Origin of the sequence: Bordetella sp. N (genome assembly GCF_001433395.1) — a bacterium.
Taxonomy (GTDB): Bacteria; Pseudomonadota; Gammaproteobacteria; order Burkholderiales; family Burkholderiaceae_B; genus Bordetella_C.
The window spans coordinates 5,022,743-5,036,584 of the sequence record NZ_CP013111.1 but is presented as its reverse complement, the minus strand read 5'-3'; the positions used below and the strand labels follow the sequence as shown (position 1 = coordinate 5,036,584).

Genomic DNA, 13,842 nt, shown 5'->3' with positions numbered 1-13,842 from the left:
GGAGGGGGACGTCCTCCCGTAACCCGTAGGGGTACGTCCTCAATCCTCCGGGCAGATCCGTGCGGATCAGCCGAAAAACGCCAGGGCGTTGGCCGTGACGGGATCGGGCACTTCTTCAGCCAGATAGTGCGCGGCGTCCAGCGCCTGCCCGTCGACGTCGTCGGCTACCGCGCGCCACAGGCCCAGGACGTCGAAGTTGCGGCCCACCGCGCCGCGCGCGCCCCACAGCACGCGCGTCGGGCAAGCCAGCTTGCGGCCCGCGGCGCGGTCCTCGCGGTCATGTTCCAGGTCCAGCGTGGCCGACGCGCGGTAGTCCTCGCAGATCCCGACCGGCAGGCCGGGCAGGGCGGCGCAACGCTCGTATTCGGCCAAGGCGCGCGCGTCGAAGATGGCCAGTCCGCCGGGACGGCCGCCCATCACGGCGCGCACGTAGAAGACCGGATCGTGGCCGATCATGGTTTCCGGCATGGGCGCCGGCTGGATCAGCCAGAACCAGTGGTAGTAGGCCTGGGCGAAGGCGCGGGTGGTGCCTTGGTACATGTCCAGGGTGGGCGCGATGTCCAGCAGCATCATGCGGCCGACACGTTCGGCATGGTCCAGCCCCAGGCGATGCGCCACGCGGGCGCCGCGGTCATGCGCCAACACATCGAAGCGGTCATGGCCGAGCTTGCCCATCAGGTTCACCATGTCTTGCGCCATCACGCGCTTGGAATGGGCGGCGTGGTCCGGCGCGGCGGCCGGCTTGTCGCTGTCGCCGTAGCCACGCAGGTCGGCCGCCACGCAGGTGTAGCGCTGGGTCAGCGCCGGCCAGATGCGGTGCCAGATGACATGGGTCTGCGGATGGCCGTGCAGCAGCAGCAGGGGCGGTCCTTCGCCCGCCACCCTGGCGGCGATATGCATGCCGTCGCCGACGTCGATACGTTGCAGGGGCAGGTCGAACAGCGCGGTCATGATGTCTCCTGGGTCAGCGTGGCGATGCCGGTGGATGGCTGCGCCAGGCAGTGCTGCCTGGATGCCGTGGCATGCGGGCGTGGGTCGCCCGATCCACCACCATAGACAAGGAGGCGGTCGCAACGCAAGTGCCGGGAGCAACCGTGGCGCGCGCGCCCGCGCCCAGACCTACAGGGTGTCGCGCCGGTCGCCGCGGTTGAAGCCCATCAACGGCCCGTCTATTCCGCGGCCGACGGCCAGGACCTTGAACAATTCCCCCATCTCCGCTTCCGACAGCAGTTTCTGCACGGGGGCGACGATGCGGGCATAGGCGGCGGCGTCGCTGGGATCGAGTCCCGTGAACTGCTCCATCAGGCCGGCGTTCATCAGGAAGCGGGCCTGCGACGTATAGCCCAGCACGTCCAGGCCTCCTTCCAGCGCGGCATCGGCCATGGCGGTGAAGTCGACGTGGGCGGTGATGTCCTGCAGGCCGGGCGCCACGAAGGGGTCGGCATGGGCGTGGTGACGCAGATGGCACATCAACGTGCCGCCGGCGCGCTGCGGGTGGTAATACTCGGCCCGCGGAAAGCCGTAATCGAACAGCAAGGCACCACCGCGGCGCAGCCACTGTCCCAGGCCACGCACCCACGCCTCGCCTTGATGGTTGATCTCGGAGGTGTAGCCTGCGTATTGCGGCATCCTTTCGGCAACGCGCTGCGCCAGGTCCGCATCCGCCGGGCGGTCTTCCCACACGAAGCCGCCATCGGCGCCGACGGCCACGCCGCGGCGGCCCAGGTTGCCCTGCTCATCCATGCGAAAGATGTCGACAGGCATCGCGTCCAGCACCTCATTGGCCAGGACACAGCCCGTGAAGGACTCCGGCAGGTGGTCCAGCCAGGTGACCCGGCTGCCCAGCGCGGCCAGGCGCATCTGCTGGCGCGCGCGCAGGTCGGCGGAAACTTCGACGATGGCATAACGCACGTGCAGGCCTTGGGCATCCAGCGCGGCAATCACGCTGGCGGCGAGGGCGCCGCTGCCGGCGCCGAATTCCAGTACGTCCAGGCTGTCGGCGCCGCGCAGGATCTGCGCGGCCTGGTTGGCCAGCGTCTGGCCGAACAGCGGGGTCAGCTCCGGCGCGGTGACGAAGTCGCCCGTCAGCGCGTGGCCGTTGGCGGCCTCGGCCAGCTTGGCGCTGCCGGCGGCGTAGTAGCCCAGGCCCGGCGCATACAGGGCTTCGGCCATCCAGTCTTCGAATGGGAGCCAGCCATCCGCGCCGGCGATGGCCTGGCGCAGGTGCCGGGCGACGCGGTCGCCGTGAGCACGGGTGTCGGGGTCGAGATCGAAAGCAGGATTGGATGTCATGCTGCGGCGCCGGGGAAGTAAAAAATCAAAAAGCGGAATCCCCATTCTTTCAGCAAATGGGAAATTCCGCTTCGCCCGCCGGGTTGTCGACCGGATGGCAACGAATTGCCGTCCGGTTGGTATCCAGCGAGTGGGACTACAGAGTGCCTGGCCCGTGCTTAGTCGCGACGGCCGGCGAAGCCGGGCTTGTCGAAACGCTTGGCGGGGCCGCCGGCGCGCTTCTCGAACGCCGGACGGGTCGGACGGCCTTCACCGTGGCCGGGGCCTTCACGACGCTCGGCGCGGAAGCCGCCTTCGGGACGGGCACCGCCTTCGCGACGGAAGCCACCTTCCGGACGATAACCGCCTTCGCGTTGGAAGCCACCTTCGGGACGAGCAGCGCCTTCGCGACGGAAGCCACCTTCAGGACGGGCACCACCTTCGCGGCGGAAACCGCCTTCGGGACGAGCACCGCCTTCACGACGGAAGCCGCCTTCGGGACGGAAGCCACCTTCAGGACGGGCACCGCCTTCGCGGCGGAAGCCGCCTTCGGGACGGGCACCACCTTCACGGCGGAAGCCACCTTCGCGCTGGAAACCACCTTCAGGACGGGCACCGCCTTCGCGACGGAAGCCACCTTCGCGTTGGAAACCACCTTCAGGACGAGCACCGCCTTCACGACGGAAGCCACCCGATTCCGAACGGAACGCGTCGTCGCTACGGAAGCCGCCGCTGGCGCGCTCGCCGCGGAAACCGCCGGCAGCGCCTTCAGGGCGTTGCGGACGATCACCGAACGAACGCGGACGGTCGCCGCCTTGGTACGGACGGCCCTGGCCTTGCGGGCGCTTGCTGCCGAAGCTGCGCTTGGCACCGCGGTCGCCACCTTCATAAGGACGGGGGGCGCGCTTGGGTTCCAGGCCGGCGATGATTTGCGGCGCGATGTTCTGGCCGATGAAATGCTCGATACGGCGCACCTTGTGGCGCTCCGAGTGCGTGGCCAGCGTGAACGCCAGACCGTCGCGACCGGCGCGGCCGGTACGGCCGATACGGTGCACGTAGTCTTCGGCCTGCATGGGCAGGTCGAAATTGATGGCGTGGCTGATGCCTTGCACGTCGATGCCGCGGGCCGCGACGTCGGTGGCCACCAGCACGCGCAGCTGGCCGCGTTGCAGCAGGCCCAGGGTGCGGGTGCGTTGGCGCTGGTTCATGTCACCGTGCAGAGCGGCGGCGGCGAAGCCTTGGTCGCTCAGGTGGTTGGCCAGGTCGTCGGCGCCGCGCTTGGTGGCGGTGAAGACGATGGCTTGATCCAGCTTGGCGTCACGCAGCACGTGGTCCAGCAGCTGCTTCTTGTGATCCTGGTCGTCGGCGTACATCAGGCTTTGCGTGATGTTGCCGTGCTTTTCCTTGGCGCCGGCGATCTCGATGCGCTGCGGATCACGCATCATCTTGGCGGCCAGGCGTGCGACGCTGCCATCCAGCGTGGCCGAGAACAGCAGGGTCTGGCGTTCGGCGGGCAGGCGGCTGAGGATGGTTTCGATGTCTTCGATGAAACCCATGTCCAGCATGCGGTCGGCTTCATCGAGCACCAGGGTGTGCACGGTATTCAGTTTGACGCGGCCCGACTGCAGGTGATCCAGCAGACGGCCCGGGGTGGCGACCAGCACGTCGACACGACGCGACAGGGCCTTGAGCTGCGCGCCATAAGGCATGCCGCCGACGACGATGGTCGTACGCAGATCGGCAATGTTGCGGCCGTAGATACGGGTCGCATCATTGACCTGCATGGCCAGTTCGCGGGTCGGGGTCAACACCAGCACCTGCACGCCGACGCCCTTGTTGGCGGGCTGCTGGGCGATGCGGTTCAGGGCGGGCAGCATGAAGGCTGCGGTCTTGCCGCTGCCGGTCTGCGACGAGACCATCAGGTCACGGCCAGCCAGCGCCTGCGGAATCGCGGCGGCCTGAACGGGCGTGGGGGCGTTGAAGCCGGCGGTCTTCACCGCGGACAACAGCGTCGGGGCAAGGCCCAGGGAATCGAATGCGGATGCGGTTTCGACTGCGGTCTCGATCGTGGTTTCGGTCGAGGAATCAATAGACGTTTCGAAAGACATTACTAGCCCTTGCCGCTTGATAAGCGGCAATAAGTGCGCGGACGGCTACAGGGATAGGAGGCCGGATCCTGGCGCGGTTGAGTGAGCATCGAAGCCGACCGGATCAACCATGCGCGGGATGCGTTCGAAAGGAGTGAACGCTGGGCGAAAGGAAAGGAGGTCAGGAAGCGATGAAGTTCGGCTTGGGCCGGGGTTTTGTCTTACCCGGCGGCGACTGCATGACTACCGGACCCGGAGACGCGGTGCGCAAAGGCTTGGCCATATGCGGAAACCGGACGAAGGCTCGGGAAAGTGCCGAAACTTTGGTGGTGCAGCGCGCAAATCATAACCTGAATTCGTTTTGTAATGCCAGCTTTTTATCGGGCAAACCCCAATCGACAATTTTTTGTCCTTGCGCTTGGAGCCAGTCATTGGCCTGTTTGAAGTGCCCGCAGCCAAGGAAAGGCAGGGGGGGGCGCAAGGCCGACAGCGGCGACGGATGATTCGACGTCAGCACCAAATGCTTGTTGTCTGCCGGCAACAAGGCCTGTTTGGCTTGCGCATGAGCACCCCACAGCATGAAGACCTTGGGGTGCGATTCCCGGGCAACCAGGCGGATCAGCGCGTCGGTAACCCGTTCCCAGCCGCGCTTGGCGTGCGAGGCGGGCTGGCCGTCTTCCACGGTCAGCGATGTGTTCAGCAGCAACACGCCTTGCTCGGTCCAGGGGGTGAGGTCGTTGGCCGCGACGGCGGCGCCTGGATATTCCGCGGCGATTTCCTTGAGGATGTTGCGCAGGCTGGGCGGCCGGCGCTCCTCATCCGGTACGGAGAACGCCAGGCCCTGGGCCTGGCCCGGCCCGTGATAAGGGTCCTGGCCCAGGATCACCACCCGCACGGCGGCCGGCTCCAGGCCGTGCAAGGCGCGGAAGGGCGCGGCGGGATAGATGGTGGCGCCCTCGGCCAGGCGGCGCGTGATCAGCGCGTCCAGATTGTCCAGGGCCGCGGCCACGTCGGGCTCGCGCAAGGCGGCGGCCCAGGCGGCGGGCAGGCTGGCGATCTGGGGAGCGAGGGGGGTAGTCAGGCGGTTGTCGTTCGGCATGGCCGCCATTGTGCCAAAGCCGGGCGGCCGCGTTCTTTCCGCGTTATTCCCGCGTTATTCCCGGCTCTTCAATAGCAGACGATATCCACCGACCCGCCCGGGCGCTTGCGGTCGCTCAGGTACTGCGTCATGTCGCACTGGCTGATGTTGTCGGCCAGCTTGCGGACGGCGACCAGGTTGGTGTCGGTGTAGCTGCACGCGATCCAGTAGTCCTGCTGCTGGCCGCCATGCTGCTGGAAGCGCCAGGTGGACGAGTAGCCCTTGGGCGTGCGCTTTTCAAGGTCCGGCGACAGGGACGCCATGTCCTGCGGATCGCCGGCGAAGAACGTCACGGCCTGCAGATGATGATTGGCGTCACGGCGAGGATCCGCCATCAGCGTCCAGCCGGGCGGGGTATTCACCGGCGTCTGCGAGATCTGCATCATTGGCGGGCACGGCGTGTTGTTGACCGGACGTGCCGCCCACGCCGCCGGGGTCAGCAGCAGCGCGCCCAGCAGCAGCGGCAGGCGGGAAGAGGCGGAAGGGAATTTGGACTTCAACATGATTATTCCTGTGGCTGCAGGGCGCTGCCCCGGGAGCGGCGGGGGCCGCTTCAATGACGCGCCATGGCGCCCAGGGCTTCGAGCAGGCGGTTGCGGTAGCGCTGCATCAGGCCCTGCAGGCGCGCCATGCGCGCGTGCCATTCTTCGGTTTCGGTGCCGGGCGCCACGCGAGGCGCCGCCCAGACGGCATCGGGAAAATGGCGGTCGCCGCGCCAGCGCGGGATCACATGCCAGTGCAGGTGCGGCACCATATTGCCGAGTGAGGCCAGGTTGACCTTGTCGGGATGGAAGATTTCCCGTTGGACTTCCTCGACCGTGTACACCGTCTGCATCATCAGCTCGCGGCCATGGCGCGACAGGCTGGTCATCTCAGGAATATGGGAATGCCAGATCACCCGGGTGAAGCCCGGGTAGTCGGCGTCGTCCACTTCCACCACCCGCAGGTGGTCGCCGCGCCAAAGCAGGGCGCCGCCGGCTTGCTGGCAGAGAGGACAGTCGGGAGAGAGCGTAGTCATGGATTCGGGCCGGCGCGGCTTCGCTTTGGACAAGTCGCTTTATACCAAGATCATTCGCGTCCGAGCGCTTTTTCCACGGTCTCGACGATGTGTTCCAGCACTTGCAGGCGCGCCAGCCGCTTGTCGTCGGTAGCGATGATGCGCCAGGGCGCGGCGACGGTGTCGGTGCGCGCGATCATCTCGTTGGCGGCGGTCAGGTAGGCCGGCCATTTGCGGCGATTGCGCCAGTCGTCCTTGGTGATCTTGAACGTTTTATAGGGCGACGCTTCGCGCTCGCGGAAGCGCTTCAGCTGTTCTTCGCGGCTGATCGCCATCCAGAACTTCAGGACGATGGCGCCCTGGCCGGCCAGTTGCGCTTCGAAGTCGTTGATTTCGCCATAGGCCCGCTTCCAGGCGCTGGCCGGCGTGAAGTCTTCCACGCGCTCGACCAGGACGCGGCCGTACCAGGACCGGTCGAAGATGGCGACGCGGCCCTGGCGCGGCACGCGGCGCCAGAAACGCCAAAGGTAAGGGCGCGACAACTCGTGCGGCGACGGCGCCGCCACGGGGGTGATTTCGTAGTGGCGTGCGTCCAGCGCCTGGGTCACGCGGCGGATGGCGCCCCCTTTGCCGGCGGCGTCCTGGCCCTCGAACGCCAGCACCAGGGAATGCTGGCGGAAGGCCGGGTCGCGCATGGCGCGCGCAAGGCGGCCCTGCAAGGCGCCCAGGCGGGTGTCGTAGTCGTCCTTGTCGGTGCTGGCGCGAAAGTCGAGCTTGCCCAGGATGTCGCGGCGGCCGGCCTGGCCCGCGCCGGCGACGGCGGGACTGGGCACGCGGATGGCGCCTTTCTGCAGCGCGTGCAGCACCGCCTGCGCGGCCGCCACCGAGCGCATATTGTCGTCGGCGCTGGGAATCACCACCCAGGGCGCATGCGGGGCGTCGGTGCGGCTGATCGCATGGTGGCCGGATTCCCGCAGGCGCTCGAAATGCTTCTGCACCAGCAGGTCTTCCGGCAGCACCTGCCAGGCCGTGTCGGGCGACGCCTGCAGGCGCTTGCTGCGTTCCTTCTGCGCCTTGGGCGACAGGTGGAACCAGAGCTTTAGGATCTGCACGCCATCGGCCGCCAGCTGGTTTTCGAAGCGGCGGATCCCGGTGGCCAAGGCGTCCAGGCGTTCGACGTTGGGGTGCTTGCGGGCGCCTTCGAACAACAGCGGCGCGTACCAGGAGCCGAACACGATACCCGTGCGGCCCTTGGCCGGCAGGGCGTTCCAGTAGCGCCACAAGGGCGGGTACTGGCGTTCCAGTTCGTCGGGCACGCCGAAGCCCTGGGTCAGGATATGGCGTGGGTCCATCCACTCATTGAGCAGGTTGACCGTGGCGCCCTTGCCCGCGCCGTCGATGCCGGCCACGACGATCAGCAAAGCGCGCTCGCCTGCCTCCAGACGGGCGTATTGCGCTTTGACCAGGGCGGTGCGCAGCCGGGTCTCCTGTTTCTTGAAGGCCATGCGGCTAAGGCTGGGGTCGGCTTCGGCTTCTGCGAACATGCGGGCGGGGGGGAGAGGGTTGTCGTTGCCGGGGATGTTGAACGATTACCGGGGGCGCGGCAAGTCGCGCCAAGTCACGCCACGGCGGGCGCGGCCCGCTGGCCTTGTCATGGCGGCGCCCCCCGGGCCCGGTGCTAAGCTTGCCTGCACTGGAGATCGCACATGACACAAGACACTCAGGCCGCCGCGGCGCCGCGGCTGACTTCCCTGTCCCACGGTGGCGGCTGTGGCTGCAAGATAGCCCCCGGCGTGTTGTCCGACCTGCTGGCGCGCTTCGGTCCCGCCATGGCCCATCCGCAATTGATGGTGGGCACCGAGACCGCCGATGACGCCGCCGTCTACCGTCTGAACGACGAACAGGCGCTGATCGCGACGACGGATTTCTTCATGCCCATCGTCGACGATCCCTACGATTTCGGCCGCATCGCCGCCACCAATGCCCTGTCCGATGTGTACGCCATGGGCGGCACGCCGATCATGGCGCTGGCCATCCTGGGTATGCCGATCAATGTGCTGCCGCCCGAGACCATCGCGCAGATTCTGAAGGGCGGCCAGGATGTGTGCGCGCAGGCCGGCATTCCGGTAGCGGGCGGCCACTCCATCGATTCGGTCGAACCCATCTACGGCCTGGCGGCTATGGGCCTGGTGCATCCCGCGCGTGTGAAACGCAACGCCGACGCCAAGGCGGGCGACGTGCTGGTGCTGAGCAAGCCGCTGGGGGTGGGCGTGCTGTCGGCGGCCTTGAAGAAGAACCATCTGGACGAGGACGGTTATCGCGCGATGATCGCCAGCACCACGCGCCTGAATACGCCGGGGCCGGCGTTGGCCGCCTTGCCCGGCGTGCACGCCATCACCGACGTGACCGGCTTCGGCCTGTTGGGCCACTCGCTGGAAATGGCGCGTGGCGCCGGCTTGACGGCGCGGCTGCGGCTGGCGGGCCTGCCCTGGTTACCGCAAGTGCAGACGCTGGCGCGCGCGGGTTACGTGACCGGTGCGTCGGGCCGCAACTGGGCGTCATATGGGGCGTCCATCCGCCTGGGCGCGGGGGTCGACGACGTTGCGCGCGCCTTGCTCACCGACCCCCAGACATCCGGGGGGCTGCTGGTGGCCTGTGCGCCGGATACGGTCGATGCGGTGTTGAAGACGCTGGCGCAGCAGGGCTTCGATACTGCCGCGGTGGTCGGCGAGATGGTGGCCGGTGACGCCGTGGTGCAGGTGGACTGACGGCGCGGACGACTGGCCCCAAGCCCACAAGCCAGACACAGACGTGTCAACGTCCTGGCCGCGCGGCTGCAACCGGCCGCTTGGGCTTGCGCTCCAGCATCAGGGCATATAACTGCTGCGCCGCCGCGGGCAGGCTGGCGCCGCGCCGTTTGACCAGATAGATGCGACGCACCAGGCCCGGCATGCGCAGCGGCCGGCTGACCAGGTCGGGCCGCTCGAACTCGTACAGGGTCAAGGCCGGCACCACCGTGATGCCGATGCCGGCGGAAATCATGCCGGTGACCGTGGCCAATTGCTCGACCTCCATCGCCGTGCGCATGGGGTAGGGATGAAATGCCCTTTCCAGTTGCAGCCGCACGCTGTGCGAGCGCGCCAGGTGGATGAAAGGCGCTTCGGACAGATCGCGCAGGCCGATCCCCCGCTGCCGCGCCAAAGGGTGATCGGCGCGGCACACCAGGTGGAAGCGGTCGTTGCACAGCAGGCGCGCTTCCAGGTCTTCCGCCTGCACCCCTGACGACGCCAGCGCGAAATCCGCGCGGCCGGTACGCACCCGTTCCAGGCAGGGGGCGGACAGCACGTCGGCCAGTTCGATGTCGATGGCCGGATAGCGCTTGCGGAATTCCGCGAAGATGCCGGGCAGCCAACCCGATGCGATCGAGGGCAGGGCGGCGATCGACACCCGGCCCTTGCTGAGGGTCGCGTGCCCGCGGAAGTCGTCGATCATTTCATCGAAGTCGTTCAGCATGCGCCGCACCGACGTTTCCAGCAGCTGGCCTTGCGGCGTCAGTTCCACGTTGCGGGTATTGCGGTCGAACAGGCGATATCCCAGCGTGTCCTCGATGGCGCGGATCAGGGAGCTGAACGCCGATTGGGACAGATGGCATTGCACGGCGGCGCGCGTGAAGCTGCGCTGCTCCGCCAGGGCCAGGAAGGCGCGCAGGTCACGGGTCGAAAGATTTATCTCTTTCATCGCTTAATCGTCCCAAATTTTCTGTTTCTCCGATTCTAGCCATCGGGATACATTAGGGCCAAGTCGGTCTGTGCCGGCGGGCCAATAAGAAGACCTCGACGCCGGCGCCCCCAAGGAGACAAGCAATGACCCTCACCACCCGTCGCACGGTGCTGCGCGCGCTCGCGGCCGCCCCGGCCCTGTATCTGGGCGTGCCTCGCTATGCGCGCGCCGCCGCCGAGTTTTCCTATAAGTACGCGCACAACCTGCCGATGACGCATCCGCTGCACATCCGGGCGCAGCAGGCCGTCGACCGCATCAAGAAGGAATCCAACGGCCGGCTGGATATCGCCATCTTCCCCAACAATCAATTGGGCGGCGACACTGACATGCTGTCGCAGGTGCGCAGCGGCGGCATCGAACTGTTCACGCCGTCGGCGCTGGTGATCGCCACGGTGGTGCCGGTGGCCGCGATCAACGCGGTCGGCTTCGCCTTTTCGGACTACGCCCAGGTGTGGAAGGCGATGGACGGCAAGCTGGGCGCCCACGTGCGCGAAGGTATAGGCAAGGCCAATCTGTACGCGTTCGAGAAGATGTGGGACAACGGCTTCCGCCAGGTGACCACCAGCAACAAGCCCATCGCCAGCGCCAAGGACCTGGACGGCATCAAGATCCGCGTGCCGGTGAGCCCGCTGTCGATCTCCATGTTCAAGGCCCTGTCGGCCGCGCCGGCCAGCTTGCAGTTCAGCGAGGTCTATTCGGCCTTGCAGACGCGCATCGTCGACGCGCAGGAGAATCCGCTGCCCATCATCCAGGCGGCCAAGATCTATGAAGTGCAGAAATACTGCTCGGTGACCAACCACATCTGGGACGGTTACTGGTTCATCGCCAACGGCCGTGCCTTCAAGCGCCTGCCGCCCGACCTGCAGAAGCTGTGGGAGACCGCGTTCAACGAAGCAGGCATGCAGCAGCGGGAAGACCTGAAGAAGATGAACGAGTCCATCCAGGCCGACCTGGAAAGCAAGGGGCTGAAATTCAACCACCCCGCCGCGGACAGCTTCCAGGCGGCACTACGGCAATCGGGTTTCTACGGCGAATGGCGCAACAAGTTCGGCGCCGACGCCTGGAACCTGCTGGAAGACGCCGTCGGCAAACTGGCGTAAGCGGGGCAGGCCATGCAAGCGTCCACCGCCCCCTATGTCGCTCCCGCGGGTTCCACCGCTGCGTCCGCATCGGGCGGTTTCTTCGCCCGCTGCGAACGCGTGCTCGGATTGGCGGTGGAAGTTCCGGCCGCCGCGCTGGTGCTTGCGGAGATCTTCGTATTGCTCGCCGGCGTGATCGCCCGCTACGCCTTCCACGCGCCGCTGGTGTGGGGCGATGAGCTGGCCTCCATCCTGTTCCTGTGGCTGTCCATGCTGGGCGCCGTGGTGGCGCTGCGGCGCGGCGAACACATGCGCATGACGGCGCTGCTGGCGCGCTGCGCGCCGGCCACGCGGGCCTGGCTCGACACCGTGGCCATCGCCGCGTCGCTGGCCTTTCTGCTGGTGGTGTTTCCGCACGCGCTGGAATACGCCACCGAGGAAGCCATCGTCACGACTCCCGCGCTGGAAATCTCCAATGCCTGGCGCGCGGCGGCCTTGCCCGTCGGCTTCGGCTTGATGGTGCTGTTCGCCCTGTTGCGGCTGGCCCGCGTCGGCAGCGCCAGGCAGGTGCTGGGCGCGCTGGCGGTGGTGGGTGCCATCATGGGTGCGTTCATGCTGGCGCAGCCGGTGTTGGCGGGACTGGGCAAGATCAACCTGATCATCTTTTTCGTGGGTGTGGTGGCGGCCAATGTGTTCCTGGGCGTGCCCATCGCGTTTTCCTTCGCGCTGGCCACCTTCGGTTATCTGGCCCTGACCACGCACACTCCCATGATGGTGCTCGTGGGCCGCATGGACGAGGGCATGTCGCACCTGATCCTGCTGGCGGTGCCGATGTTCATCTTCCTGGGGCTGCTGATAGAGATGACAGGCATGGCGCGCGCCATGATCGGTTTTCTCGCCAGCCTGCTGGGACACGTGCGCGGCGGCCTGTCCTATGTGCTGATCGGCGCCATGTATCTGGTGTCCGGCATCTCGGGTTCCAAGGTGGCGGATATGGCCGCGGTGGCGCCCGCCCTGTTCCCGGAAATGAAGCAGCGGGGCGCGCGGCCCGGCAATCTGGCGGCGCTGCTGTCCTGCACCGGCGCACAGACCGAAACCATACCGCCCAGCATCGTTTTGATCACCATCGGGTCGGTGACGGGCGTGTCCATCGCAGCCTTGTTCACCGGCGGCCTGTTGCCGGGCGCGGCCCTGGGTCTGACCCTGGCCATCATCGTGTGGCGGCGCAGCCGCGACGAGGACCTGTCCCAGGTGCGCCGCACCCCCGGCCGGGAAATCCTGCGCCTGCTGGCGATCGCGTTGCCGGCGTTGTTGCTGCCCTTCTTCATCCGCGCCGCGGTGGTCGAAGGCGTGGCGACGGCGACCGAAGTGTCGACCCTGGGTATCGCGTATTCGGTGCTGGCCGGACTGTTGTTGTACCGCCGCTTCGATTGGCAACGTCTGCCGCGCATGCTGGTGGATACCGCCGCGCTGGCCGGCGCCATCATCTTCATCGTGGGGGCGGCGACCGGCATGGCCTGGGGGCTGACACAATCCGGCTTCTCGCGCGACCTGGCCGACGTCATGGCGAATCTGCCGGGTGGCGCCATCGGCTTCCTGCTGGTGTCCATCGTCGCCTTCACCATCCTGGGCAGCGTGCTGGAAGGCATACCGGCCATCGTGCTGTTCGGGCCCTTGCTGTTTCCCATCGCGCGCGCCGTCGGCGTCAACGAAGTGCATTACGCGATGGTGGTGATTCTTTCCATGGGCGTGGGCTTGTTCGCGCCGCCGTTCGGAGTGGGGTACTACGGTGCCTGCGCCATCAGCAAGGTGAATCCGGACGACGCCATGCCTTATATGTGGGGCTATCTGGGCGCGCTGGTTGTCGGCGTGCTGCTGGTGGCCTTCATCCCCTGGATTTCCACGGGTTTCCTTTGATCGAGGTTGCAACGCTATGAGTCGATTCTTTGGCGAAGTCCGGCAGGCCGGTTACGTCGTTCACGATATCCACAAAGAGATGAAGCACTGGAGCGAAGTGCTGGGCATCGGGCCCTGGTACTACGCCGACCGCGTGCCGGTGAAGAACTTCCGCTACAAGGGCGAGCCGTCGCCCATCGAGGTGTCGGTGGCCCTGGCGAATTCCGGACCGTTGCAGATCGAACTGATCCAGCAGCGCAACGACGCGCCGTCCATGTACAAGGCCTTCCTGGACGCGGGCCGTACCGGCCTGCAGCATCTGGCTTACTGGACCGAGAACTTCGACGCGGACGTGGCACGCCTGCAGGCGCAAGGCCTGAAGGTGGGCATGAGCGGCGAGGTGGGCGAGCGCGGCCGCTATGTCTATTACGAAACCGAGACCCATCCGGGCACGGTCATCGAGTTGTCCGAAGTGGCGGGTCCCAAGGGCAAGTTGTTCAAGCTGATACGCGAGGCGTCGCTGGGTTGGGATGGCAAGGACGCGGTGCGGCCCTTTCCCGACCTTGCCACGCTGTAACGCCTACCGCTGCCCCC

General features: G+C 66.9%; 12 protein-coding genes. 4 read left to right on the top strand and 8 right to left on the bottom strand.

Features of this window, described 5'->3' with window-relative positions:
- Window positions 1-66 precede the first annotated feature (66 nt).
- The 7 genes from ASB57_RS21695 to pap all read right to left on the bottom strand — a co-directional run bounded on the left by ASB57_RS21695 (window position 67) and on the right by pap (window position 8,037).
- A complete protein-coding gene (locus tag ASB57_RS21695; RefSeq protein ID WP_057654091.1) occupies window positions 67-951 on the bottom strand; it encodes an alpha/beta fold hydrolase in 885 nt (294 codons plus the stop codon).
- A gap of 168 nt (window positions 952-1,119) precedes the next feature.
- Window positions 1,120-2,292, bottom strand: coding sequence for a class I SAM-dependent methyltransferase (locus ASB57_RS21690; protein ID WP_057654090.1), 1,173 nt, complete (start codon window positions 2,290-2,292; stop codon window positions 1,120-1,122).
- A 158-nt stretch (window positions 2,293-2,450) separates the two neighbouring features.
- A complete protein-coding gene (locus tag ASB57_RS21685; protein WP_082621747.1) occupies window positions 2,451-4,379 on the bottom strand; it encodes a DEAD/DEAH box helicase in 1,929 nt (642 codons plus the stop codon).
- A 322-nt stretch (window positions 4,380-4,701) separates the two neighbouring features.
- Window positions 4,702-5,457 (bottom strand): uracil-DNA glycosylase, encoded by a 756-nt coding sequence (locus ASB57_RS21680; RefSeq protein WP_057656331.1) that lies wholly within the window; start codon window positions 5,455-5,457, stop codon window positions 4,702-4,704.
- Window positions 5,458-5,525: 68 nt separating this feature from the next.
- Complete coding sequence (locus ASB57_RS21675) at window positions 5,526-5,999, bottom strand: STY0301 family protein (RefSeq protein WP_057654089.1); 474 nt, start codon at window positions 5,997-5,999, stop codon at window positions 5,526-5,528.
- Between the two features lie 50 nt (window positions 6,000-6,049).
- A complete protein-coding gene (locus ASB57_RS21670; RefSeq protein WP_057656330.1) occupies window positions 6,050-6,514 on the bottom strand; it encodes an HIT family protein in 465 nt (154 codons plus the stop codon).
- 50 nt (window positions 6,515-6,564) lie between these two features.
- Window positions 6,565-8,037, bottom strand: coding sequence for a polyphosphate:AMP phosphotransferase (gene pap, locus ASB57_RS21665; protein ID WP_057654088.1), 1,473 nt, complete (start codon window positions 8,035-8,037; stop codon window positions 6,565-6,567).
- A gap of 162 nt (window positions 8,038-8,199) precedes the next feature.
- Here pap and selD point away from each other — a divergent pair, with 162 nt between their 5' ends.
- Window positions 8,200-9,261 (top strand): selenide, water dikinase SelD, encoded by a 1,062-nt coding sequence (gene selD, locus ASB57_RS21660; protein ID WP_057654087.1) that lies wholly within the window; start codon window positions 8,200-8,202, stop codon window positions 9,259-9,261.
- Between the two features lie 46 nt (window positions 9,262-9,307).
- Here selD and ASB57_RS21655 read toward each other — a convergent pair whose 3' ends face one another.
- Window positions 9,308-10,231: a LysR family transcriptional regulator gene (locus ASB57_RS21655; RefSeq protein WP_197424785.1), complete on the bottom strand. Its 924-nt coding sequence runs from the start codon at window positions 10,229-10,231 to the stop codon at window positions 9,308-9,310.
- A 125-nt stretch (window positions 10,232-10,356) separates the two neighbouring features.
- Between ASB57_RS21655 and ASB57_RS21650 the strand changes: the two genes are divergently transcribed.
- From ASB57_RS21650 to ASB57_RS21640, 3 genes are read left to right on the top strand one after another with little or no spacing between them, the layout of a single operon-like run.
- Window positions 10,357-11,373 (top strand): TRAP transporter substrate-binding protein, encoded by a 1,017-nt coding sequence (locus tag ASB57_RS21650; RefSeq protein ID WP_057654086.1) that lies wholly within the window; start codon window positions 10,357-10,359, stop codon window positions 11,371-11,373.
- A 12-nt stretch (window positions 11,374-11,385) separates the two neighbouring features.
- Complete coding sequence (locus ASB57_RS21645; RefSeq protein WP_057654085.1) at window positions 11,386-13,269, top strand: TRAP transporter large permease subunit; 1,884 nt, start codon at window positions 11,386-11,388, stop codon at window positions 13,267-13,269.
- 16 nt (window positions 13,270-13,285) lie between these two features.
- A complete protein-coding gene (locus tag ASB57_RS21640; protein ID WP_057654084.1) occupies window positions 13,286-13,825 on the top strand; it encodes a VOC family protein in 540 nt (179 codons plus the stop codon).
- Window positions 13,826-13,842: the final 17 nt, after the last annotated feature.

Excerpts from the sequence above, each read along its gene's own strand:
- ASB57_RS21695 (WP_057654091.1), bottom strand. The coding sequence starts at position 951 with ATGACCGCGCTGTTCGACCTGCCCCTGCAACGTATCGACGTCGGCGAC.
- ASB57_RS21690 (WP_057654090.1), bottom strand. The coding sequence starts at position 2,292 with ATGACATCCAATCCTGCTTTCGATCTCGACCCCGACACCCGTGCTCAC.
- ASB57_RS21685 (WP_082621747.1), bottom strand. The coding sequence starts at position 4,379 with ATGTCTTTCGAAACGTCTATTGATTCCTCGACCGAAACCACGATCGAG.
- ASB57_RS21680 (WP_057656331.1), bottom strand. The coding sequence starts at position 5,457 with ATGCCGAACGACAACCGCCTGACTACCCCCCTCGCTCCCCAGATCGCC.
- ASB57_RS21675 (WP_057654089.1), bottom strand. The coding sequence starts at position 5,999 with ATGTTGAAGTCCAAATTCCCTTCCGCCTCTTCCCGCCTGCCGCTGCTG.
- ASB57_RS21670 (WP_057656330.1), bottom strand. The coding sequence starts at position 6,514 with ATGACTACGCTCTCTCCCGACTGTCCTCTCTGCCAGCAAGCCGGCGGC.
- pap (WP_057654088.1), bottom strand. The coding sequence starts at position 8,037 with ATGTTCGCAGAAGCCGAAGCCGACCCCAGCCTTAGCCGCATGGCCTTC.
- selD (WP_057654087.1), top strand. The coding sequence starts at position 8,200 with ATGACACAAGACACTCAGGCCGCCGCGGCGCCGCGGCTGACTTCCCTG.
- ASB57_RS21655 (WP_197424785.1), bottom strand. The coding sequence starts at position 10,231 with ATGAAAGAGATAAATCTTTCGACCCGTGACCTGCGCGCCTTCCTGGCC.
- ASB57_RS21650 (WP_057654086.1), top strand. The coding sequence starts at position 10,357 with ATGACCCTCACCACCCGTCGCACGGTGCTGCGCGCGCTCGCGGCCGCC.
- ASB57_RS21645 (WP_057654085.1), top strand. The coding sequence starts at position 11,386 with ATGCAAGCGTCCACCGCCCCCTATGTCGCTCCCGCGGGTTCCACCGCT.
- ASB57_RS21640 (WP_057654084.1), top strand. The coding sequence starts at position 13,286 with ATGAGTCGATTCTTTGGCGAAGTCCGGCAGGCCGGTTACGTCGTTCAC.